Source organism: Martelella sp. AMO21009, assembly GCF_053484295.1.
Genome location: NZ_JBAKFR010000027.1, coordinates 30,249 through 53,359 on the forward strand (window position 1 = coordinate 30,249; position 23,111 = coordinate 53,359).

The 23,111-nt window shown below is 64.0% G+C and carries 23 protein-coding genes and 1 pseudogene; 16 read left to right on the forward strand and 8 right to left on the reverse strand.

Translation table 11 applies throughout. The features are described from left to right. The first annotated feature begins 22 nt into the window (after positions 1 to 22). From V6766_RS20610 to V6766_RS20635, 6 genes are read left to right on the forward strand one after another with little or no spacing between them, the layout of a single operon-like run. Positions 23 to 1,966, forward strand: a complete 1,944-nt coding sequence (locus tag V6766_RS20610) for a TRAP transporter permease (RefSeq protein WP_448469701.1) — start codon at positions 23 to 25, stop codon at positions 1,964 to 1,966. Continuing rightward, entirely contained in the window at positions 1,963 to 2,769 is an 807-nt protein-coding gene (locus tag V6766_RS20615; RefSeq protein ID WP_448469703.1) for an alpha/beta fold hydrolase, read from the forward strand. Before V6766_RS20610 ends, V6766_RS20615 begins: the two co-directional genes overlap by 4 nt. Next, positions 2,769 to 3,959 (forward strand): CaiB/BaiF CoA transferase family protein, encoded by a 1,191-nt coding sequence (locus V6766_RS20620; protein ID WP_448469705.1) that lies wholly within the window; start codon positions 2,769 to 2,771, stop codon positions 3,957 to 3,959. The genes V6766_RS20615 and V6766_RS20620 overlap by 1 nt, the downstream gene beginning before the upstream one ends. Beyond that, entirely contained in the window at positions 3,956 to 4,585 is a 630-nt protein-coding gene (locus V6766_RS20625; RefSeq protein ID WP_448469707.1) for a carboxymuconolactone decarboxylase family protein, read from the forward strand. Before V6766_RS20620 ends, V6766_RS20625 begins: the two co-directional genes overlap by 4 nt. Continuing rightward, entirely contained in the window at positions 4,585 to 5,214 is a 630-nt protein-coding gene (locus V6766_RS20630) for a flavin reductase family protein (RefSeq protein ID WP_448469709.1), read from the forward strand. The genes V6766_RS20625 and V6766_RS20630 overlap by 1 nt, the downstream gene beginning before the upstream one ends. Then, a complete protein-coding gene (locus V6766_RS20635) occupies positions 5,211 to 5,975 on the forward strand; it encodes an enoyl-CoA hydratase/isomerase family protein (protein ID WP_448469710.1) in 765 nt (254 codons plus the stop codon). The genes V6766_RS20630 and V6766_RS20635 overlap by 4 nt, the downstream gene beginning before the upstream one ends. Here the strand turns inward: V6766_RS20635 and V6766_RS20640 are convergent, their stop codons facing one another. From V6766_RS20640 to V6766_RS20650, 3 genes are all read right to left on the reverse strand, one after another. After that, entirely contained in the window at positions 5,976 to 6,722 is a 747-nt protein-coding gene (locus V6766_RS20640) for a GntR family transcriptional regulator (RefSeq protein WP_448469712.1), read from the reverse strand. It lies immediately after the preceding gene. Positions 6,723 to 6,823: 101 nt separating this feature from the next. Next, positions 6,824 to 7,468, reverse strand: coding sequence for a glutathione S-transferase (locus V6766_RS20645; protein WP_448469714.1), 645 nt, complete (start codon positions 7,466 to 7,468; stop codon positions 6,824 to 6,826). A 17-nt stretch (positions 7,469 to 7,485) separates the two neighbouring features. Then, positions 7,486 to 9,570 carry a 3-hydroxyacyl-CoA dehydrogenase NAD-binding domain-containing protein gene (locus V6766_RS20650; protein WP_448469716.1) on the reverse strand — a complete coding sequence of 695 codons (2,085 nt, stop codon included), beginning with the start codon at positions 9,568 to 9,570 and terminating at the stop codon, positions 7,486 to 7,488. A gap of 111 nt (positions 9,571 to 9,681) precedes the next feature. Between V6766_RS20650 and V6766_RS20655 the strand changes: the two genes are divergently transcribed. Both V6766_RS20655 and V6766_RS20660 read left to right on the forward strand, forming a co-directional pair. Continuing rightward, positions 9,682 to 10,875: a CaiB/BaiF CoA transferase family protein gene (locus V6766_RS20655; RefSeq protein WP_448469718.1), complete on the forward strand. Its 1,194-nt coding sequence runs from the start codon at positions 9,682 to 9,684 to the stop codon at positions 10,873 to 10,875. A 76-nt stretch (positions 10,876 to 10,951) separates the two neighbouring features. Beyond that, positions 10,952 to 11,794, forward strand: coding sequence for an alpha/beta fold hydrolase (locus V6766_RS20660; protein WP_448469720.1), 843 nt, complete (start codon positions 10,952 to 10,954; stop codon positions 11,792 to 11,794). Positions 11,795 to 11,941: 147 nt separating this feature from the next. On the opposite strand, the pseudogene V6766_RS20665 reads toward V6766_RS20660, so the two are convergent. From V6766_RS20665 to V6766_RS20680, 4 genes and pseudogenes are all read right to left on the reverse strand, one after another. Next, positions 11,942 to 12,148, reverse strand: a pseudogene (locus V6766_RS20665) (helix-turn-helix domain-containing protein); the annotation flags it as partial. A gap of 20 nt (positions 12,149 to 12,168) precedes the next feature. Beyond that, positions 12,169 to 12,600 carry a hypothetical protein gene (locus V6766_RS20670; protein ID WP_448469722.1) on the reverse strand — a complete coding sequence of 144 codons (432 nt, stop codon included), beginning with the start codon at positions 12,598 to 12,600 and terminating at the stop codon, positions 12,169 to 12,171. A 119-nt stretch (positions 12,601 to 12,719) separates the two neighbouring features. After that, positions 12,720 to 14,093 (reverse strand): sensor histidine kinase, encoded by a 1,374-nt coding sequence (locus tag V6766_RS20675; RefSeq protein ID WP_448469724.1) that lies wholly within the window; start codon positions 14,091 to 14,093, stop codon positions 12,720 to 12,722. Further along, a complete protein-coding gene (locus V6766_RS20680; protein ID WP_448469726.1) occupies positions 14,093 to 14,809 on the reverse strand; it encodes a response regulator in 717 nt (238 codons plus the stop codon). Before V6766_RS20680 ends, V6766_RS20675 begins: the two co-directional genes overlap by 1 nt. Positions 14,810 to 15,250: 441 nt before the next feature. Here V6766_RS20680 and V6766_RS20685 point away from each other — a divergent pair, with 441 nt between their 5' ends. From V6766_RS20685 to V6766_RS20720, 8 genes are all read left to right on the forward strand, one after another. After that, positions 15,251 to 16,153 carry a sterol desaturase family protein gene (locus V6766_RS20685; protein WP_448469744.1) on the forward strand — a complete coding sequence of 301 codons (903 nt, stop codon included), beginning with the start codon at positions 15,251 to 15,253 and terminating at the stop codon, positions 16,151 to 16,153. 36 nt (positions 16,154 to 16,189) lie between these two features. Then, the gene (locus tag V6766_RS20690) at positions 16,190 to 16,468 is read left to right on the forward strand and encodes a cysteine rich repeat-containing protein (protein WP_448469728.1); all 279 of its coding nucleotides are present in this window, start codon (positions 16,190 to 16,192) and stop codon (positions 16,466 to 16,468) included. Between the two features lie 4 nt (positions 16,469 to 16,472). After that, complete coding sequence (locus V6766_RS20695) at positions 16,473 to 17,771, forward strand: efflux RND transporter periplasmic adaptor subunit (RefSeq protein ID WP_448469730.1); 1,299 nt, start codon at positions 16,473 to 16,475, stop codon at positions 17,769 to 17,771. After that, positions 17,768 to 18,931 (forward strand): ABC transporter permease, encoded by a 1,164-nt coding sequence (locus tag V6766_RS20700; RefSeq protein WP_448469732.1) that lies wholly within the window; start codon positions 17,768 to 17,770, stop codon positions 18,929 to 18,931. Before V6766_RS20695 ends, V6766_RS20700 begins: the two co-directional genes overlap by 4 nt. Next, a complete protein-coding gene (locus V6766_RS20705) occupies positions 18,928 to 19,641 on the forward strand; it encodes an ABC transporter ATP-binding protein (protein WP_448469734.1) in 714 nt (237 codons plus the stop codon). The genes V6766_RS20700 and V6766_RS20705 overlap by 4 nt, the downstream gene beginning before the upstream one ends. Positions 19,642 to 19,763: 122 nt before the next feature. Beyond that, the gene (locus V6766_RS20710) at positions 19,764 to 20,474 is read left to right on the forward strand and encodes an SH3 domain-containing protein (protein WP_448469736.1); all 711 of its coding nucleotides are present in this window, start codon (positions 19,764 to 19,766) and stop codon (positions 20,472 to 20,474) included. 429 nt (positions 20,475 to 20,903) lie between these two features. Continuing rightward, entirely contained in the window at positions 20,904 to 21,578 is a 675-nt protein-coding gene (locus V6766_RS20715) for a DUF3313 domain-containing protein (RefSeq protein ID WP_448469738.1), read from the forward strand. A 36-nt stretch (positions 21,579 to 21,614) separates the two neighbouring features. Beyond that, positions 21,615 to 21,923, forward strand: coding sequence for a hypothetical protein (locus V6766_RS20720; protein ID WP_448469740.1), 309 nt, complete (start codon positions 21,615 to 21,617; stop codon positions 21,921 to 21,923). A gap of 458 nt (positions 21,924 to 22,381) precedes the next feature. Here the strand turns inward: V6766_RS20720 and V6766_RS20725 are convergent, their stop codons facing one another. Further along, positions 22,382 to 23,086 (reverse strand): helix-turn-helix domain-containing protein, encoded by a 705-nt coding sequence (locus tag V6766_RS20725; RefSeq protein WP_448469746.1) that lies wholly within the window; start codon positions 23,084 to 23,086, stop codon positions 22,382 to 22,384. Positions 23,087 to 23,111: the final 25 nt, after the last annotated feature.

Here is a 23,111-nt window from a genome sequence, read left to right on the forward strand (position 1 = left end):
CCCTGCCGACAGGATAAGGCCCATGTCTTCTCAGATCATACCGAACGCTCCCGGCGCGGCCAGGTTCTGGCAGCAGGAGGCCCAGCGCATCTCGGACGCTGCATGGTTCGTCGTGATGGCGCTCTCCACCGCGGGCATCGCCATCATCGTCAACCAGATCTTCAACCTGCAGATCCTGGGCTGGCGGCCGATCAGCACGGCCTATTACTACATCGTGCTGGGCCTGTTCATGCCGGTGGCCTTTCTCGGCACGCCGGCGCGCCAGGCCGATGCGAGCCGCGTGCGATGGTATGACTGGGCTCTGGCCGTAGCGGCCTTCGGCATCTGCATCTACTTTTCGACCAGAACCGACGCCATTCTCTATCAGGGCTGGGAATTCGAGGCCCCGACCTATGTGATCGTGATGGCCACCTGCCTCGTGCTTCTTTCGCTCGAAGCCGTGCGCCGCTGCGCCGGTCTGCCGCTTTTCATCATCTGCGCGATCTTCGCGACTTTCCCGCTCTATACCGGATACATGCCGGGCTTTCTGTGGGGCGCGCAGATGAGCTTCAGCGAGACGGTGCTCAGCCATTCGCTGGGCGTCGAAAGCATTATCGGCATCCCCCTGCGGGTGATCGCCGACCTTCTGATCGGCTTCATCCTGTTCGGCGTGGCGCTTACCGTTTCGGGCGGCGGCGCCTTTTTCATGGATCTCGCGAGCGCGCTGATGGGCCATGCGCGCGGCGGGCCGGCAAAGGTCGCGATCCTCTCCTCCGGCTTCTTCGGCTCGCTGTCGGGCAGCGTGATCTCCAACGTGATCTCGACCGGCTCGATGACCATCCCGACCATGAAGAAGTGCGGCTACCCGGCGACCTATGCCGGCGCGGTGGAATCCTGCGCCTCGACGGGCGGCGCGCTGATGCCGCCGGTCATGGGCTCGGTCGCCTTCGTCATGGCCTCGTTCATGAACGTGCCCTATGCCGACATCATGGTCGCGGCAACCGTGCCCGCCCTGCTGTTCTATCTGGTGCTCTTGATCCAGACCGATTGCTATGCGGCGCGCAACGGCCTGAAGGGTCTTCCGCGCGATCAGTTGCCGAAGCTGTGGCTGGTGCTGCGCTCGGGCTGGATCTACCTCGTTTCGCTGGTGGCGCTGGTCTGGCTGCTGCTCGCCACCAACGCGGAAGCCAAAGCCCCTTTCTACATCACCGTGCTTCTGGTTCTGACCGCGCTGTGGCGCGCCCGCAAGGACGGCATCGGCAAGCCGATCGTCACCATGATCCTCGAGGTCGGCACGACCATCGGCATGCTGGTCGGCGTGCTGGCGGGCGTCGGCATGGTCGTCGGATCGCTGGCGATCACAGGCGTCGGCAACGCCTTCAGCCGCGAACTGCTGCAATATGCCGGCGGCAACCCCTATCTGCTGCTGCTCTTCGGCGCTGCGACGAGCTTCATCCTTGGCATGGGGATGACGGTCTCGGCCTGCTATATCTTCCTGGCCGTCGTTCTGGCCCCGGCGCTGACGGAGGCGGGTTTCAGCCAGATGGCGGCGCACCTGTTCATCCTCTACTGGGCAATGCTCTCCTACATAACCCCGCCCGTGGCGATGGCCGCCGTCGCCGCCGCCTCGATCGCGAAGGCGCCCGCCATGCAGACCGGCGTGACCGCGATGCGGCTCGGGGCGCTGCTGTTCGTGCTCCCCTTCCTGTTCGTGCTCAACCCGAACCTGATCCTCGAAGGCGACGCCCTGCATGTCGCCATGGCGGTTGGCACGGCCATCGTCTCGATCCTGATGCTGTCGGCCGCCTCGGAACGCTGGATCTATGTGCTGAACCGCACTGCCAGGGGCTGGGAGGCGCTGGTCCTGCTTGCCGGCGGACTGTGCCTGCTGGTGCCGGAGCGCATGTCCGACCTGATCGGCTTCGCCGCGCTGGCGCTGGTCATGGGCCATGGCCTCTTGACCCGCAAGAAGGAGATCGCCGCATGACCACGCTCACCGTTCCCCTCTCCGATGGCATCTCGCTCAAGGCCCGGATAGACGGCTCCAAGGGCGCGCCCTTTGTCGTGTTCGCCAATTCCGTGCTGACCGACATGTCGATCTGGGACGCCCAGACCGATGCGCTTTCGGGCCGGTATCGCGTTCTGCGCTACGACCAGCGCGGGCATGGCGTGTCGGAGGCGAGCGCGGGCGCGATGGATTTCACCCGATACGGCGCCGACCTGCTGGCGGTCATGGATGCGGCCGGCGCGGACCGCGCCGCCGTTGTGGGCCTGTCGATGGGCTGCCCCACGGCGCTCGCCGCACTTGCTGCAGCGCCCGACCGTATTGCAGCCTTCGTGGCCGTCGATGGCGTGATGCACAGCGCCCCCGGCCGCGCGGCTTTCTGGACCGAGCGGCGCGAAACCGCGCAACGCGACGGCATGGAAGCGATCGCCGCATCCACCGCGCCGCGCTGGCTGCCCGGCGAGGCCGAGGACAGCGCCCTCAGCGCCCGTCTTCGCGCGATCATCACGGGAACCAGCGTCGCGGGCTTTGCCGCCGCGACATATGCGCTTTCGGAGTATGACCAGACCACACCGATCGGCTGCCCGGTGCTGGGCATTGCCGGCGCCGATGACGGCGCCATGCCCGAGGCGGTGGCGAAACAGTTCGGCGGCATCCCCGGCGCGCGGATCGCGGTCATTCCCGACGCGGGCCATCTCCCCAATTTCCAGAACCCCGAGGCCTTCAACGACGCCCTGCTGGCCTTTCTCGACCAGAACTACCCGACCACGAAGGAGCAAGCCTGATGCCAGGACCGCTGTCCCATATCCGCGTCCTCGATCTCAGCCGTATCATGGCGGGGCCGTGGAGCGGCCAGATCCTGGCCGATCTGGGCGCCGACGTCATCAAGATCGAGCGCGCGGGCGAAGGCGACGACACCCGCCGCTGGGGGCCTCCCTTCCTGAAGGACAAGGATGGTAAGCCGACCAAGGAATCGGGCTATTACCTTTCGGTCAATCGCGGCAAGCGCTCGGTCGCGCTGGACCTGAAATCGGAAGAGGGCCGCGCCGCCGTGCGGGCGCTCGCCGGCCAGTCCGATATCGTGCTCGAGAATTTCAAGGCCGGAACGCTGGAGCGGATGGGGCTTGGCTACGAGGATCTGCGGCAGGTGAACCCGCGCCTGATCTACTGCTCGATCACCGGCTTCGGCCTTACCGGCCCGATGAAGGACGATGCCGCCTATGACTTCATGATCCAGGCCATGGGCGGGCTGATGAGTGTAACCGGCGCGCCGGATGATGCGCCGGGTGGCGGCCCGCAGAAGGTGGGCGTCCCGATCGTCGACATCATGACCGGCATGTATGCCACGATCGGGGTCCTGGCGGCGCTTGCCAATCGCGAGAAGACCGGCAAGGGCGACCATATCGATCTCGCGATGCTGGACGTTTCCGTTGCGATGCTCGCCAATCAGGCGATGAACTATCTGGTCTCGGGCACCCCGCCGGTCAGGCGCGGCAACCGGCATCCGAACATCCAGCCGCAGAACGTCTATCCGGTGGCTGACGGCCATATCGTGCTCGCCGTCGGCAATGACGGGCAGTTCCGCAAGTTCGCCGAGGTGATCGGCATGCCGGAACTGGCCGACAATCCCGATTTCGCTACCAACCCCGGCCGGGTGGAGAACCTGCCCGCGCTGGAGGCGATCCTGCTCGAGGCGCTGGCGAAGAATGGCGTCGATCACTGGGTCGCGGCCTTTGCCAGAGCCGGCGTGCCCTCGGGGCCGATCAATACTGTCGATCGCGTCTTCGAGGAACCGCAGGTTCAGCACCGGAAGATGCTGCGCGACATTCCGCATCCATTGAGCGGAGACCTGAAACAGGTCGTCAGCCCCTTAAATTTCCGCAACGCGCCTCTGTCCTTCGACAAGGCCCCACCGCTCCTCGGCGAACACACGGACGACGTTCTGCGCGCGCTGGGACTGGAGACAACAGCATGAACGACCAGACCACGCCGACCCGCACCAATGGAGGCCGGATCAGCTTCCCCGCGCCCGACACGATGACGGAGGAACAGCGCGAGGTCTACGATCAGATCGTCTCCGGCCCGAGGGGAACGCTGGTTGGTCCGCTGCGCGCGGCGCTGCACAATCCGGCGCTCGCCGACCGCTGGCAGCGCCTCGGGCAGGTGCTGCGGTTCGAGACCTCGATCCCCACGCATCTCAACGAGCTGGCGATCCTGGTGACAGCGCGGCGCTGGAACAGCGATCTGGAATGGGGCATTCACGCCGGTGACGCCGAACGCGCCGGACTGCCCCAGGCCTATATGCAGGCGATCCGCGAGGGGCATTCCCCCGATTTCGGCGCGGACGACGCCGCCCGCGAGGTCTATGAGTTCGCCCGCCAGATGCTGCAGACCGGCAATGTCGCGGACGCGGCCTATGACGCCATTCTTGCCCGGTGGGGCGAGCTGGGCGCGGTCGAGCTGACGGCGGTGATCGGTTATTACTCGATGGTCGCGATGACGCTGAATGTCCATCGGGTTCCTCTGCCCGCAGGCATGACAGAGACGCTCACCGGTGCGCACGACCAGCTCTTCACCATGCCTCCGGCGAAGGAGACCTGATGTTCTACGATCCCCGCCACCAGCCCCACGGCCTGCCGCACAATCCGTGGCTGGCCCTGATCGTGCCGCGGCCCATCGGCTGGATCTCCACCCTGTCCCCGTCCGGCGTGGCGAATCTTGCGCCCTATAGCTGCTTCAACGCGATCTCGGGCAAGCCGCCCTTCGTGATGTTCTCCTCCGACAGCCCCAAGCATAGCTATCTCAATGCCGAGGCGACGGGCCATTTCTGCGTCAATATCGCGACCTATCCCTTGCGCGAAGCCATGAATCTGAGTTCCGCCACATGGCCCGAGGGCGTGGACGAATTCGCCGAGGCCGGGCTGACGGCCGCGCCGTGTGAAAACATCCCCTGCCCGCGCGTGGCGGAATCGCCGGTGTCGGTGGAATGCATCGTGTCGCAGTCCCTGACGCTGACGCCCTCCACCGGAGCCGAATGCACCAACCGGGTCATCATCGGCGAGGTGGTCGGCATCCATATCGACGAAAGCGTGCTCAGCCCTGACGGGCTTGTGGATGTCGAACTTCTGCAGCCGCTCGGTCGGATGGGATATATGGAATACACGGTCCCGCCGCGTTCGTTTACCATGACACGGCCCCCCCTGGGCCCGGACGGAAAGGTCAAGCCATGAGCCATGAAACACTGACGCTGACAGTTGCGGATCACGTCGCTACCATCACCATCACCCGCCCGCCGGTGAATGCCCAGAACAACCGCTTTCGCGAGGAACTGGCCGAGGTCGTGGATGCGCTTGGCGACCGACCCGATGTGCGGGTGATCGTGCTGACCGGCGAAGGCAAGGCGTTTTCCGCCGGCGCCGACCTCTCCGAACGCCCGACCCAGGAGCCCGGCCACTACACCGCCCATAACCGCCGCGTGCGCGCAAGCTTCGACTGCCTGCTGGAATGCCCCAAGCCGATCATCGCCGCCGTGAACGGCGCGGCCATCGGCGCCGGCTGCGTGACCGCGCTCTGCTGCGATATCATCGTGACATCGGAAAAGGGTTTCCTGCAGATGACCGAGGTCAATGTCGGTCTTGCCGGCGGGGTAGCTCATGTGCGCCGCCATTTCGGCGAAAGCGACGCGCGGCTGTTGATCATGACGGCGCGGCGCATCTACGGACCCGACCTGCTGCGCATGAATGTCGCTTCGGCTTGCACCGCGCCCGAGGAGCTGATGCCGACAGCGCTTGGCATCGCCGCCGACATCGCGAAGGCCAGCCCCTCCGCCGTGCGGGCGGCGAAGAAGTCCTTTCAGGTGACCGAAGGCATGTCGATCTACGACGCCTATCGCTTCGAGCAGACCCAGACCAAGGCGCTGTCGACCTCTGACGACACCGCCGAGGCAATGGCCGCCTTCCGCGAGAAGCGCCCGCCGGTCTTCAAGGACTGATCAACGCAGTTTGACCTCGATCTTCATCATGTCGCCGCGATAGATGCCGTTGGCCAGGAGGACGATGTCGCCGTGCTGGTCGACGGCGATACGCTGGACCCTGGCGATGGGGTCGCCGATCGAAACGTTCAGTTCCGTCGCGGTCTCGAGATCGGCGGAGCCGATGGTGACGATCTGCACGGCGTCCTCGATCGTGTGGCCGGGAAGGTCGTGGGCTATCCGCATGGCGGTGATGCGCGAATAGGATTCATCCGGTATCAGCGGCGAAATGCGCTCGTCGACATAGACGTCGCCGATCATGAAGGGCGCGCCTGCGCGACTGTGACGTCGCTTCAGATGCCGGTATGACGGCGCCGGCCTGCCGATATCGCTTTCCCGCCGAGGCAGCATGACGCCGCGCTCGTCGCCCAGAATGTCGATCGTGGCATTGTCGCGCGCGATCAGCAGGCCCGACCAGTCGGTCTTGACCTCGCACCACAGGTCGCGGTTAGGACGTTCGACGACGAAGGTGCCCTTGGCGCGGTAGCGCTCGATCAGGCCTTCGCCCTCGATGATATCCAGCGCCTGACGGATGGTCATGGTCGCGACGCCGCATTGCTCGGCCAGTTCCTTTACGGTCGGGATCTTGGCGCCGATATCCCATTCGCCGGTCTCTATCCGCCGGCGGAACAGGCCGGCCAGCTGGATATAGCGCGAGACATTGCTCTTCTGCAGCGCCATTGCCGTCGCGTTCGTCGCCAGTGTCATGTTCTGTACCCTTGTCTTCTTGCGCGCCTTCACTTTAGCGGCACGGCGCAGAAGCATAAAGGGCAAAGCTAGGCTTTTGATACAAGCCTCGCGCCTCATGCCTAAAAGCGCAGTTTTCCGGCCGTCACGTCATCGCCGTCCGGCGCATCGTCCACGATCGCGGTGCCCGCAACAGATGGGCGTTCGGCCCAGACCGCCGAAAGCGCGGCCAGTTTGGGGAAATGCTCACGCCAGTTCGCATCGCTCCAGCGGAAATCCAGTTGCCCGAGCGCGCAGACGATCGCGACGTGGCCCAAGCCGAACGGCGTTGACTCAAGCATCGAGGCTTCGGCTTCCAGCAAGGCCATGGCGGCGCGGGCCTTGGCAAGCCAACCCTCCGTCACCGCATCCCACGGCCCGCCGGGCCGGGTCAGTTCGGTTCGCCACAACAGCAGCAGATCGATCAACCCGTCGCCGAGCGCCTGCCAGCGCAACTGCTCGAAACGCCTGTCGCCCAGCAGACCGCCGCCCGCACGGTGATCCAGATATTCGCAGATCACCCGGCTGTCGAACAGCACCGTCCCGTCCTCGAGCACCAGCGTCGGGATCTTGCCGAGAGGATTGTCGGCCATGACGGCGGCGTTCGGGGGCAGGTGCACGGCGACGACGGAGCGGACCTGTTCGACCTGGTCCAGCTGTCCCGTTTCGTGCAGCACGATCATGACCTTGCGCACGAAGGGCGAGCGCGGCGACCAATGCAGTTTCATCACATGCTTCATCAAGGTCAGCCTTTCCGTTCTTCACCGATATCGTCCAGCACCTTGTCCACGGGACCGGCGACGAAGCCGTGCCCGATGGCCGCTGCCAGTCGCGCCTGATCGCCGGCGATCGCGGCGCGATCCTGATGGGCGGCCCACCAGAGCGGACCGCCGCGAAAGCGCGGAAACCCATAACCGTTGCAGAGCGTCACATCCACATCCGAAGGGCGCTGCGCCACGCCTTCGGCCAGAAGAAGCGCCGCCTCGTTGACGATGGCGGCGAGGAGCTGGCGCTGAACGGTCTCGTCATCGATTTCGGCGGGCGCGATGCCCGCTGCCTGCCGCGCCTTCGCGATCACGCCCGCAACCAGCTCGGAGGCAACGGGCCTGCCCTCGGGATAATCATACCACCCGCCCTTGGTCTTGCGGCCGAGACGGCCCATCTCGCAGAGCGTATCCGGGACCGTGACATAGCGAGACCTGGGGTCGCGCGTCGGCGCCTGCCGCTTGCGCATGGCCCAGGCAATGTCGAGACCCGACATGTCGGCCACGGCAAACGGACCCATGGCAAAGCCGAACGCGGTTGCGGCCCGATCCACCTGCTGCGGCGTTGCGCCATCCAGCACCAGCAGTTCGGCGCGACGCCGATAGGCGGCGTAGATGCGATTGCCGATGAAGCCCTCGGCCACCCGCGCCACCACCGGCTGCTTGCCGAGCTTGCGTGCCAGTTTCAGCGCGGTCGCAAGCGTGGCGTCGTCGGTGGCGGCCGTGCGCACCACCTCAAGAAGCGGCATCACATCGGCCGGGCTGAAGAAATGCAGCCCGACCACGCGGCCCTTGTGGGCGAGCCCTTCGGCCATCGCGTCGATATCCAGATAGGAGGTGTTGGTTGCAAGCACCGCATCGGGAGCCAGCACACGCTCGAGCCGTCCGAGAACCTCGCGCTTGACCGCCATGTCCTCGAACACGGCCTCAATCGCAAGGTCGCAACCTGAAAGCGCCGCATAATTCGTCGCGCCGGTGAGGGCGGCGTTGCGGCGCGCGGCCTCGTCAGGCGCCAGCCGGCCCTTTTCGACCGCAGCGTCAAGGCTCGCCCGAACCGCGGACACGGCGCTGGCGAGACTGTCCTGATCGCGTTCGATGAGAATGACCGGCAGGCCGGCGGCGAGGAAGCAGCGGACAATCCCCTGCCCCATCGTGCCGCCGCCGATCACGCCGACCGAACCGACCGCGCGCGCAAGCCGCATGTCCAGCCCTTCCACCACGCCAGCGCGACGCTCGGAAAAGAACAGATGCCTGAGCGCGGTCGCATCCTCGCCCAAGCGCAGACGCTGGAACACCGCACGCTCATCCGCCAGCGCATCACGGCCGTCGGCCTCCCTGGCGCGGCGGATGAGCCGGATCGCCTCGGCGATGTTTGGGCGGCCCTTGCCGCGACTGAGCGCCTTGTCCGCCGCCGCATCGACTGCGGCCGGATCCTCGCCCGGCGGCGACAGCGCCAGCGCCGCGCGTTTGGGCCGGGCCGCTTCGGCCAGGAAGGCCAGCGCGCCCGCAAGAAGATCACCCTCGACCACGCGATCGACGAGACCGATCTCAGCAGCCTCATCCGCCGGAATGCGGCGGGCGGCTGAGATCAGATCGATCGCACGGACAAGCCCCGTCAGCCGCGGCAGGCGCTGCGTGCCGCCCGCGCCCGGCACGAAACCGAGGCCGACTTCGGGCAGGCCGACCATCGTGCGCGGCGCGGCCAGCCGGTAATCGCAGCCAAGCGCGAGCTCCAGCCCGCCGCCAAGCGCAACGCCATGCATGGCCGCAACGACGGGAAAGGGCGCTTCCTCGACCAGCCGGATCACGTCCGGCAGTTCGGGCCATTCCAGCTTGCTGTCGAATTCCTTCAGATCGGAGCCGGCGATAAAGCAGCGCCCGTCGCCGATGATCACCGCGCCGCTCGCGCCGTTTCGCGCCGCTGCGGCAAGACCGTCCGCCAGACCCTTTCGCACAGCGTGGGAGCCCGCATTGACCGGCGGATTGCGGATCGTCAGTACGGCCGCGCCATCGACCATCCGCATCTCCACGCCGACCTCCGGCTTGTCCTGCTGATCTGTCGGCATGCGGTCTCCTCCCTGTTCATTTCATCGAGACGGAACCTAAATTACATTAAGCTAGTTGTATAGCTCTAATCGATGAGGCAAGCTGTCGCCGGCAAACAGGAGGAGACCGGGATGATGCCATTCGAAGGACTGCGGGTGATCGACGCCACCCATGTGCTGGCAGGTCCGTTCGCGGCCTATCAGATGGCCGTCATGGGCGCGGACGTCATCAAGATCGACCGGCCCGGCGACCCCGATCAGGTGCGCCTGCAAGGGCCCGACAGGGAATTGAGCGCGGCCGGTATGGGCACGACTTATCTGGCCCAGGGCGCCAACAAGCGTTCTGCGGCCCTCGATCTGAAGACCGCCGGCGGCCAGGAGGCGCTCAGGGCGCTTTTGAAGGACGCGGACGTCTTCGTCGAGAACTATCGACCAGGCGCGCTCGCCGCGCTCGGCCTTGGCTATCAGGATATTGTGAAGATCAATCCGCGCATCATCTATTGCTCGGTCTCGGCTTTCGGGCAGACCGGGCCGCGCGGCCCCGAAACCGGCTATGATTTCGTGTTTCAGGCCGTCGCCGGGCTGATGGCCCTGACCGGAACGGAGGAATCAGGCCCGCTGAGGGCCGGGGCGCCCGTGGTCGATTACGCCACCGGATACATGACCGCCTTCGCCATTACCGCCGCGCTCTATCATCGCGAGCGCACGGGCCGCGGCCAGCATATCGATCTTGCCATGTTCGACGCCACGCTGATGCTGATGAGCACCCACGTCACGGCGCTGACGGCGGGCGGCAAGTCCCCGCACCCCGAAGGCAACCGCTTCAACGTCGCCGGCGTCGGGGCCTATGATACGGCCGATGGATTGCTGATGCTGGGCGCGGCGAACATGCGCCAGCAGAAACGCCTCTGGCTGGCGCTGCACCGCCCCGACATGGTCAAGACCGCCCATGCCGACCGGATCGACGCCCATGCCGAGGAAGCCGCCGTGCTGCGCGAAGCGATGCTGACCCGAACGGCGTCCGACTGGGAGGCCTTCTTCCGCCGCCATGGCGTGCCGGCGGGCAAGGTGCGCCCGATGGACGAGGCCCTTTCCGATCCGCAACTTGACCATCGCGGCGTGCTGCAGCCGCTGCCGCAGCCCCTTGGCCGGCCGGGGGAGTATCGCGTGCCCGTGGCGCCCTTCCTGATGTCGGAAGGCAATCCGACAGTGCAAAGCCCGCCGCCAGTTCTCGGCCAGCATACCGCGGAAATCCTGGCCGAGGCAGGGTTCGCCCCCGACCGGATCGCCGCGCTGATTGCCGAAGGCGCCGCCGTTCAGGTTTAATGAATTGTAAAATCATGTTTTTGATTTATTGTGGTTGCTCTGCCCTGCGGCAGAGAGAACCATGGGAGGAGAAAACATGAAAACCGTATTTGCAACGATGGGGCTGTTCCTGGCCCTGACAGGAGCCGCGATGGCCGCCGAAATGCAGGAGAAGACCGTGACCAACGGGGACCACCAGGTCGGCTATTCGGTCCGGGGCGAAGGCCCGCTGGTGGTGATGATCGCCTCGACCGGCCGCGGCTCGGCCGAGTTCGCTCCGCTCGCCGACCGGCTGGCCGAACGCGGCTACAAGGTGGCCCTGCCCGAACCGCGCGGCATCGGCCAGAGCAACGGCAAGATGGAGGACGTCAGCTTCCACGATTTCGGCGATGACTTCGCCGCCGTGATCGAACAGGAGGGTGGACCGGCCATCGTCGCGGGGCATGCCTACGGCCAGTGGATCGCCAAGACGGTGGCCGCCGATCACCCCGACCTCGTCAGCGGCGTCGTTCTGCTGGCGGGCGGCGCCAAGTCCTGGCCGCCGGAACTGTCGGACGCGATCACAATGATCAACGACCCGAACTCGACCCGCGACCAGAAGATGCAGGGGCTGATGCTGGCCTTCTTCACCGACGAGGAAACCGCCGAGCCATGGCTGGAGGGCTGGCATCAGGACGTCACCCAGAGCCAGCGCGCCGCGCGCAAGCAGACCGATCGCGACAGCTACTGGTCGGGCGGCAGTGCGCCGATCCTCGACCTGCAAGGCGGTTCCGACCCGTTCCGCCCGGAGGAATCGCGCAACGAGGTGCGCGATGAACTGGGCGCCGACCGCGTCACGGTCGTGGTGATCGACGGGGCAAGCCACGCCCTGCCCGCCGCCAAACCCGTCGAGACGGCTGACGCCATCGCCGACTGGGCGGACGGCATAGTCAAGCAGTAGGCCCTTGGTTCGGGCCATCGGGCGCGCGAAGACAGCGCCCGATGGTCGCATTCCTTGTTGCGACGCGACAGATCAACAGGACCATCATCCTTGCGGGGCCCGCAGCCGGTCGCCCCTGCTGGCTCAATAGCTGCGGATCGATAAGACCTAGGCCGTGTCCGTTTCCTGATACTCGACCGGATGCTTTTGTAGTGCGGGCGCAGTAGTTTCCGCATTCATTGTCATAATGCTGGCGGCAAGGCCGATCTTCCTGAACTCCGTGGGGCTGACCCGGAAGTAGCGGCGGAACACTTTGGCGTAATAATTCGGATCAGTAAAACCGGACATGCCCGCTACCTCCTTGACCGTGTGATCACCACTAGCCAGCAGCCGGATCAATTGCCGTCATGGCGGGCTCCAGCAATGGCCAGGATGATGTTGCCCTGATCGTCTCCGGCAGCGCTGACCCCCGGCGGAACGACCGTGGTGCAGTCGAACTGCTCCAGAATGGCGGGGCCTTCGATCACGGCCGTGAGCGGCAGCTTCTCGCGCCGATAGATCGGTGTTTCATGCCATGCGTCGGCAAACCAGACATCGCGGATGCCGATGACCGAGGTGTTGACGTTGAAGATGACGGCGTGGACTTCCGGAAGCCGCAGCCGGAAACGGGCGAAATAGGCCTCTTCGAATAATGTCCGGATATCCTCCAGCGCCGTGACCCGCCCCTTGAACGGCACGCGGATCAGAAGGGTCTGTCCGGCAAACTGCATGTCGAAGCTGTGCTCGATGACAATCTCGTAAGGACGGATGGATTCCCGCCCCAGCAAAGCATTCGTTCCATTCGGCATTTCGAACAAACTGGCCGGGCAGTGAGAACGATGTCTAGCCATAGCCCTTTCGGAACTGAGGGACGGCATTACACTTCCTATCGCCTGCGGTCGACTCGTCAGCCCACATTGTCTTTTCCGGGATCGAACAGCGGGAAGCGGAGTTCAGCGCGGGCACCGCCTGCGGGACGGTTGCTCAAGACGATTGTCCCGCCCTGCGCCTCTACAAGGTTTCTCACCACCGCAAGACCTAGCCCGGCCCCGCCGGTCTTTCGGGCACGGGAGGGCTCGGCGCGGACAAACGGCTCCAGAAGAAGGGCGATCTCACCCTCGACAAATCCCGGCCCGTCATCTTCGACCGACAGCACCGCCATGTTGTCGCGCTCGTTCAGTTCGACCCTGGCGATCTGCCCGTATTTTACGGCATTGTCGACCAGATTTGCGAGCATTCGCCTGACAGCCAGGCGATCGGCTATCACGAGTATCTCTCGATCTTGCGGCGGGGATTTCAGCACGACATTCCAGCTCGCCGCGGCCAGATCGACGGTCTCCTGCTCGACGAGGGCGACCAGATCCACAAGCTCTTCGTCAAGAGCGCCGACGCCTGCCCGCGCCGTCAGCAGAGCATTGTCGAGAAGGTCGATCATATCGGCGATATCGCGAATCGCCTTTTCCCGTTCGAGTGGATCGGAGATGTGATCGATCCGCAGCCGCAGGCGCGTCGCGAAGGAGCGGACGTCGTGCTGCACTCCGCTGAGGAGCGCGAACCGGCTGCTGATCATCGTTTGAAGCCGGCTCTGAAGTCGCTCGAATGCCGTGACGAGTGCGACGGTCTCCGGTGTCCGGGAAGGGATATCGCCAAGTCGCACCGGTTCACCGGCGGGGTCCATTCTGTCGACCGCAGCGGCAAGCTTTGTCAGCGGCCTTATTTCCCGCTGGAGAAGAACGAAAGCTGCGAATGCAAAGAACGTCCCCACCAGACCGGCGCCGAGGCCGGCCGGAAGCCCGAACAGCGTCACGATGAACGGCGTCTTCGTTTGCAGTCGCGCGATGGCGCCATCATCAAGCCGTACCCGAAACTCAATGGGGGCAATCGCTCCTCTCACCAAATGGGGCCGCTTGTCACCGGAGCGGCCGGGATCGAGCCGGCGGATCGAAACCAGTCTCGCTCCCAACGCGTCGCGATAGGCGGCAAATTGCGGCAAGTCCTCCATATGCTCGCGCAGTGTCGGTTCCGGCGCCGCCCTGCCGATTGGGTCGATCGCAACGGTCAGGACGGACGAACTGATCGCCGCAGCCAGCTTCCCGCGCGCCTGCGGCGCGGCGTCCGACAGGACCTCCGCCGCCATCACGATCTGGGTCGCGGAGGGATAGGTGGCAATGCGGCTGAGGCCGTTCGACCAATAATAGAACGCGAGCAGCGCGATCCAGGCCGTCAAAAGGAACGTCACGCCGATACCGAGAATCCGCGCCGACAGCCCGAGACGCAACATCAGCCTATCTGCCGCACGGGCACGGTCAGCAGGTAACCGCCATTGCGCACTGTGGTGATCAGGGTGTTGCCGGGACTGAAGCTGTCCAACTTCTTGCGCAACCGCGAAACCAGGATGTCAACCGTCCTGTCGAGAGGATCGGCCGTTCGGCCATGCGTCCAGTCGAGGATCTGGTCGCGCGAGAGGACGCGGCGGGGACGCAGCACAAAACATGTGAGAAGGTCGAATTCGGCGCTCGTCAGCGTCGCAGGCTCGCCGTCCTCATCGGTTAGCTGGCGGGCATCGAGATCGATGACGAAGCGATCGAAGCGGTATCGCCGGCTCGTGGCCTGGAAAGGCTGGGACCGGGCACGGCGAAGAAGGGCGCGCACGCGCGCAAGAAGTTCGCGCGGGCCGAACGGTTTGGAAACATAGTCGTCGGCGCCGACCTCAAGCCCCACAACCCGATCCATCTCGTCGCTCTTGGCCGTCAGCATCAGTATCGGGCAAGTGCCTTCGGACCGTACACGGCGACAGATCGAGAGCCCGTCCTCTCCCGGAAGCATGAGGTCGAGGATGATCAGATCCGGATGGACCATACGCAGGATGTCGTCCAGTTCGCTCCCGTTTTCCGCAGTGCGCACGTCGAAACCTTCGCGCGACAGCAGGGTTGCGACGAGTCTTCTGATTTCCGGGTCATCATCCACGACGAGGATTGTGCGTGCCAAGTCTTTCATGGACGGAAATTGAACCGAAAACCGGGTGCAATCAAGGTGCGCGGGCCATTGTTACAATTCTCTACATGCCGGCAACAAAACCGAACATCTCGTCATCGGCCGTTTATCGGCATGATACCGAAGGCACTCAATCTTGTCCGGACGACAGAGAGGGTACGATCATGATGATGACCATTGCCTCTGCGGAAGACAATGCGCGGGACTGCGACCGTTCGGTGCGCCGGGCGAACGGGACTGCGTCGATGCCCGCTACGGCGGCCCCTGCATGGTTGGGCGACAATGACAGTCCCGAACGGCAACACCGTCACCCGTCAGGGATGCGTCAGCTGGCGAACCGACCATAACCAGTTGGCACCCTGATGAGCCGGCGGCGCCCTCACACCCCAAAAGGCCGCCGGCTCACAATTTTCCAGCTATCTCGAACGTTACCGAGGAATGACCATGCCGCCATTTGATTCTGTACCGTCGATGCGTTTCGGCATGGTTGTCGTCGCGGCGGCGTTCATGCTGCTCGAATATCTGATCGGCAGGCTCGCGCGTCACGACCTCCATGACATGCGGGAAACGGCGGCGACGTTCGGCGTCGCGGCTGGTCACGCCCTCATTCGCGTCCTGGAAGCGGCGGTCGTCGCATTTCCCTTCATGCTGGCCTACGAGCACCGGGTCTTTACAGTCGACGAGGGCACGATCCCTGGAGCGATCCTCCTCTTCCTCGCGGTCGACTTCATCTACTACTGGCATCATCGTGCTTCTCATCATGTTCGCTGGCTCTGGGCGACCCACGCCGTTCATCACTCGCCGACGCGCATGAACCTGACCGCGGCGCTGCGCCTCGGCTGGACGGCCAATATTTCCGGGCATTTCCTGTTCTACCTGCCGCTGGCTTTTCTGGGCTTTCATCCCTTCGCCATCGTGGCGATGCTTGCGGTAAACCTCGGCTACCAGTTCTTTCTCCATACCGAACTGTCGCCCCGTCTCGGACCGCTCGAATGGGTGTTCAACACGCCCGCGCATCATCGCATTCACCATGCCTCAGACGCAGAGTGCCTCGACAAGAACTTCGGCGGCATGCTGATCGTGTTCGACCGTCTTTTCGGCACCTTCGCACATGTCCCGGAGGGCAAGCCGCTGACCTACGGTTTGCGCGGCGTACCGGCTTCGCATCACCCTGTCCGTATCGTCTTCGGAGAATGGAGCGCGATGACGCGAGAGGCACGAGAAGCTTTCACCTTCAGGCAAAAATTCACCGTTCTCTTCGGCCCGGTCACACGCCGAAAGGCATCCGCGGCCAAGCCCCAATCGCCCACAAGCGGGCGAGCCATCGAAGCTCCCGGCAAAGGCTGATGCTTCCCGACAGACAGATGAATGAAAGGAAATGTTATGAATGCCATCGATCGCATGATCCCGATCCGCTGGATGAGCGCCGCTCTGGTGGTCGCTGCCTGCGCGGCACCCGCGGCCACCATGGCTCAAAGCCAGATGACTCCGGAAATGCGGGCCCAGGCCAGAAAGGTCGCCCAGGCCTGCAAGGCCGATCTCAAGCAGTTTTGCCAAGGCGTCCAGCGGGGCGAGGGGCGGATTGTCGCCTGCCTTCAGGCCAACGAGACCAATTTGGCGCCGGCATGCCAATCCGCGCTCGCTGAAGCCCTTCCGAAGTGATGTGATGGAGCAGTTGGTGAACGGTGCGTGGAATCGCTCGCCCACCGAAATCGTAGGTGAAGACGCCGGCAAGAAAGCCGGCGTCCCGCCAGCCGATGAAGCGGCCGTTGATTCCGACATTCTGGGCTCCCGGCCGCCGTCCCACCCCGAACGGCGTTTCAGAGGCGTCGTCTTCGTCGGGGCAGTGCTCGCCGTCATTTTCGCGGGCTGGCTGGGCAACCGCTATCTGGTCCCGCGCGCCGAAAGGCAATTTATCGCTGAGCCGGTCGATCTTGCCATTGAATTGAACGGCCCGGCTACGCTGGACGCGACACGCACGAGCCTGATCAGTTCGCGGCTCCAGAGGGTCATCGCGGCGATTCACGTCGATCGCAATGATCGGGTCCGACGGGGTGACGTCATCGCCGAACTCGTCACGGACGACTTGAAGAGCGAGCTTGCCGCCGCGCAGGCTTCCGCCGAGGCCGCACGCACGGCGGTCGATCTGGCGGTTGCCGACCGCGCGCACGCTAGAGCCGCTCTGGAAAATGCGCGGCAGAATTTCGAGCGCCAGAAAACGCTCCTTGAAAAAGGCATTGCGAGCAAGGAGTCATACGATACGGCGGCTTCCGTGCTAAGGCAGGCGGAAGCCGATCTCGAGCGATCGCAGGCGGCGATAGAGCAGGCCCGGGCACAGGACACCTCGGCTATCGCGTCCGCCAAGGTCCAGCAGGTCAAACTCGACGAAGGCACCATCCGCGCGCCTTTCGATGGCGTTGTCATCTCCCGCGATCACTATGTCGGCGACACGATCACACCGGGCTCGCAGATCGTGCAACTCGTCGATCCAGCTTCGATCATCCTTTCGGCTCGCTTCGACGAGAGCTCGATTTATCGTCTTTCGCCAGGTCAGAAGGCCGTTGCCCAGTTTAGCGGCGGTGGCAAGGGGGCATCGATAGAGGCGACGGTTGTTCGAATTGACAAACAGGTCGACACGGAAACGCGGGAATTTTCCGTCGACCTGGATCCGGAAACATTGCCGCCGAACTGGGCTCTTGGCCAGCGCGCAATGACAACGATCGAAGTCGGCACCCGCCGGGACGTCCTTGCCGTGCCGGCCGGCGCGATCGAATGGCGTCGGGGCAAACCGGGCGTCTGGAAGATCACCGATGGCCGGGCCTGCTGGATCGCGGTCACGCTCGGAGAGACTGGCGGATCGCTGGTGGAAGTCGAGCAGGGCCTTGAGACGGGCGGCGTCATCCTGAGCGAGCCGCAGGACGTCTATTGCGGGATGAGAATTGCCGATAGCGAGACCAGACGATGAATCTCGCCCTCAAGGACGTCAGCTACAATTTCCCCCGATTCCTGTTCACCATGGCAGGGGTTGGCTTCCTCATCGTGGCCTCGACCGGAATGATCGGCCTCTATCGCGGGATCGTGGCGGATGCGCTTGTCGTCATCGACAATATCGGTGCGGATCTGTGGATCGTACAGGGCGGAAAAGCCGGCCCCTTCTCCGAAAGCTCCGCCGTTTCGTCCGACATGGACCGTCGGGTCGAAGGCGTTGCCGGCGTTTCCTTTGTCCGGCGATTTATCCAGTTCAGCCAGCAGTTCGCTTTCGAAGGACAGGACTTGCGCGCTTCTATCATGGGGCTCGACTTTCCGAAGGATCGGGGCGAATGGATTCACCTGCGGCAAGGGCGACAGTTGAACGCCGGTCATTTCGAGGCGATCGCGGACGAAAGCATCGGTCTCGCTCTGGGGGAACGGGTGCGTCTCGGTGAGGACGATTATCTGATCGTCGGACTTGCGCGAGGCATGGTCGATGTCAGCGGCGATGGACTGATGTTCGTCACGATCAACGACGCTATGGCGATCGCAAGGCATCGCACCAGCGAGGAAATATTGCTGGCGCGCGCTGCCGCGGGTGGACGGACCGCTGCGGATATCACCGACAGTTCCGTGCCGCAGGACAGCAAGATCTCCGCCGTTCTTGCCACGCTTGACAACGGTGCGGATGAGAACCGGGTACGAAACGACATCCTGTCCTGGGGCGATGCCAATGTTCTCACCCGCGCAGACCAGCGCGACCTTCTTCTCAACCAGCGCCTTTGGCGCCTGAGGTTGCAGATTCTAGCCTTCACCGGCGTCCTGCTGGTCGTGATGGCGATCGTCATTTCGCTCATCATCTATATGCTGACGATGGAAAAGCTTCACCAGATCGCCATGCTGAAGCTCATCGGCGCGCGAAACGGCGTGATTGTCTCGATGATCGTCCAGCAATCCTTTCTGATCGGCGCGGGTGCGCTTGCGCTCGGACTGGGGATTTCCAGGCTCATTTTTCCGTTCTTTCCGCGAAGGGTGGTCATCGACCCGTGGGATTTTGCCGCGCTTGCGCTGGCGGTGGGGGTCGTTTGCAGCGTCGCCAGCCTGCTCGGGATATGGAAAGCGCTCAAGGTCCGGGCGCAGGAGGTGCTGTCATGACGGCGGAGCCGATCCTTTCGGTTCGCGAGGCGGCGCGCCATTATCGCAGCGGCGAGAGCATCGTCAGGGCACTCGACGGCGTCTCGCTGGACATCAATGCCGGAGAGCTCGTGGCGATCCTCGGCCCCAGCGGATCGGGAAAAAGCACACTGCTTCTGATCGCCGGGTTGCTGGAGCCGCCAACCCGGGGGGAAGTGCGCATTCACGGTTCCCTGGTGTCAAGGGCAGGCGCGGACCTCGACCGCCTGCGCGACTTCCGGCGCCGGAATATCGGGTTCGTCTTTCAAAAGGCAAACCTCGTTCCCTTCCTTACCGCTTCGGAAAACGTCGCGCTGGCGATGGAAATCGACGACGTTCCCGCCGGCGATGCTCGTCGTCACGGCGAGCGCCTGCTGGCGGGACTCGGCCTCGGACATCGCATCGGCAACCACCCTTCAAAACTCTCGGGCGGTGAGCAACAGCGCGTCGCCGTTGCCCGGGCGCTAGCCAACGATCCGTCCCTGATCCTCGCCGACGAGCCGACGGCGGCGCTCGACAGCGTAAGCGGGCGCCAGGTCATCAGGCTCTTCCGCCAGATTGCCGACACGAGAGGGGCGGGAATCGTCGTCGTGACGCATGATTCCCGATCGCTGGACCTCTTCGACAGGTCGATCGAGCTGAACGATGGCCGCCTGTCGCACGTGCAAGACGTCCGTCCGTCCGATCCCTGAAGAAAGGCCCGATGCAACAAATTGCTACAAACTTCTACACCCGTGAAATAGGCAAGCGATATCTCGGGCGTAACGTTCCGGCTGAATGCTTCGCAATTACGGCCCCCCTGGAGGATAGAAACATGATCAAGAGACTGTGGATCGCAATCGCCATGACATTTGCCATGGCATCGACGGCCGCGGCGGCCACCGTCGCGGTCGCGACGGGCAACGTCAATCTGAGGGCCGGTCCCTCGACACAATATCCCGCGATCACCGTCGTCCCCGTCGGGGCGTCTATCGTCACCCACGGTTGTCTGGCCGGCTACACCTGGTGTGATGTCGGTTTCGGGAACTATCGGGGCTGGGTTTCGGCGCACTATATCCAAATCTACTATCAGGGTAACCCCATCGTTCTCTCACCCGCTGTGGCCACCACGGTCGGGATCGCCGTTGTCGGTTTCAGCAACGTCTATTGGGACACCTATTATTCCAGCTATCCCTGGTATTATCACGGCCCCGCCTATTACGCTCAGGCGACCAGAAGCTGCGGACCGAACGGCTGCTCCGGCACCGTAACCGGCGCCCGTGGCGGCGTCGCCACCGGGACAGGCGGATGCGGTCCTCGAGGTTGCGCCGGCGCGGGCACGGTCACCGGTCCCAACGGGGGCAGTGCCCAAGGCGCCCGTGCATGCGGTCCCCGCGGCTGCGCCGGCGGCGGCACGGTCACCGGGCCCAACGGGGGCAGCGTCCAGGGCGCCAGCGCCTGCGGCCCCAGGGGTTGTGTTGGCGGTTATAGCGCCGTCGGTCCGAACGGGGGTACGCGAAGCGGCGTAGGGGGCTTCCACCGGTGATCGGGCGGACGCTCATGCTATCTCACGCATTGCGCTGGACGCCGTTTCTGACGACCTCCATCCTTGCATGCGCCGGTCCGCTTTGGTCGGCGCATGCTGCCACACCCTATGATGAATTCTGGGAGCGACCGGTGGAGTCTTTCTGCACGATGCCGCACGCCGGCCAGGGAGAGCCCCGGGGAGCGGTTTGTGTCCGTCTCTATCTTGACGAGGACGGATACGAACTCTGCCTTTCGGACGAGATAGCGAAAACCGAGCGCTGCATGAGCAACTATCGTCAGCCTGAGGATCAGGGCGAGGGGGACGATACTCCCGGAAACTCAGCCGTTCGCCCGATCTATTGTTAACCCTTGGTATAATAGGCCACTTATGCTCGCCCCTGGGAGAGAGCCCTCCTGGAGGCAAGTCGCTATCGGGAGATTGGGGCGAATGTCCACGAGATATCTGGCACTGATGATCTTCACCTCTGCGCTCGGCGGCTGCGCCTCTTCCCCACCGCATCTTTATCAGGGTATCGCATCCTCGGCCCAAATGTCTGTCAACAGCAACGACATGCCGCAGAACACGCCCTTTGCATTTACCGGGGATCTGCGCAAACTGGCAAGCCACTCATCCGTTGTTCTTGAACCGATCGAGATCTACAGAGGCCCCGACAATCAATTCGACAATCTATCGAGCTCCCAGATTCAGGAGTTGTCGGCCTATGCGGAGCGGGCTTTTAGCGAAGCGCTTTCAAAACACGGGATACTCGCGGAGCACTCGAGCTCAACCACGCTGCGGCTGCGCATTGTCTTGACCGGCGCCCGCCTGAGCGTGCCCGTTCTTGGAACCGTGACCAAAGTCACCCCTGTCGGGTTTGCGCTGAACGGCGTGAAGGCGGTAGCCGGGAAACAAGGACGCTTCACCGGCGATGTGATTTATGTCGTCGAGTTTCGCGACGGTACGAGCGGCGAACTGCTCTGGGCTTATATTTCCAGGCAGTTTCCCAGCGCCGTCGACGTTGGCGCGAGCATCAGACCGCTCGACGCCGCCAAGGCAGGCATTCGGCAGGGCGCCGACATCCTGGCGAAGGATATAGCACAGCGACTGTCCCTCGCTCGGTGATCTCAGCTTGGCAGCGCACAATTAATAGGGTCGGCAATGTCGCGCGCGAAAAGCGTACACGCCGCCGCGATCGTGGGAATGCTTCTGTCATCATCAACCTGGAACCTCGAGGTTTGTCCTGCAAGACACCTCTTGCCCCAGGCTGTGACCAGCCAGTCGCCAGATAATTTCCTGATCGATCTCCATGCGGCGTTTCCTGACGCGCTCATTTCCAGTGTCAAACGCGCCCGCTATAATCTGCATAGAACAGCGCCATCGATCGAAGCGTTCGTGGACACGCTTCAGCAAGGTGGGCTGAATAGGTTTTCACACGTGCTTCACCGGAACATCGCCTTACTGAACTGAGCCGGCGAGGCCCAAGAAGAGCACGAAGGCGATGGTCTCAAGCCTCATGTAGCGGGATCGTGGGACAGCCCATTCGTCGTTCTGTGCGAAGAGCAGTACCCCGACGAGGCTGAGCACCTTCGGCCCGGTCCGGCCGGCGACACTGATTGCTTGCCGCCTCCGATGTATCCAGGAAAACGCGGTGGCGATAAACGCAGAGACGATGCAGCCGCCGCGGCGAACCTCCGGATAGATGGCATCGATCCGTAGGCAAGACGCTGCGACGGCCTTGACCCTCTGAACTACGATTGGCGGGGCCGGCGCCTCCTTGCGCATGTTCCGGCGCTGTCCGGCTTGCATAGGCGTTGCGAAGCTGCTGCTGGTTCAAGGCGTCCTGCTTCGGGGCGATGCCGGCGACGCGCAGGCCTCACGGACACCGGAGAGCGCCGTGGATGAACGCGAAAGGCGAGCGATCCCGCTCAGCCTTGAGCGTTGACGGCGCGGGATCTGGCGTATTTGCGGGGCGAGCATCCCATCACGCGCTTGAACGCCGCACCGAAAGCGCTCTCGGACTCGTAGCCGAGCGCGGATGCAACGGCGGCGATGCTGGTCCCGGATGAGACCAGATGGTCGCTCGCCAGGACCATGCGCCAGCGGGTCAGGTATTCAAGGGGCGGCAGGCCGACGCATGCCTTGAAGTGGACCGCAAAGCTCGTGCGGGACATGCCGATTTTGCTGGCGAGATCGGCCAATGTCCAGCGCCGCTCAGGCTGCTCGTGCATCAGGCTCAAAGCCCGGCTGATCCGGCCGTCCGACAGGGCTCGCAGCCAGCCCATCGTGTCCGGCGCCCCGTTGGCGACGTAGCGCCGCAGAACTTCGATAAGCATCAAATGCGCGAGATGATCCACGGCAAGAGTGCTGCCCGCGCGTTCTTCTCTGAGTTCGTGTTGCAGCCGCTGCAACGCCCAGGCCAGTGTTTCATCGTGATCGGAAGCCCTGATGTGAACCAGCGGCGGCAGCGAATTCAGCAGAAACCGTGCATGCTCACCATCGAGAATGAACCGACTGCCGAACAGGAGAAAGTCGTCCCCTTCATTCAGCCGCGGGGGGGGGGGGGGGGGGGGGGGGGGGGGGCGGGGGGGGGGTGGGGGGGGGGGGGGGGGGGCCTCCGAGCACGAAAACAATGGACTCCGGGAGTAATGCCGATGG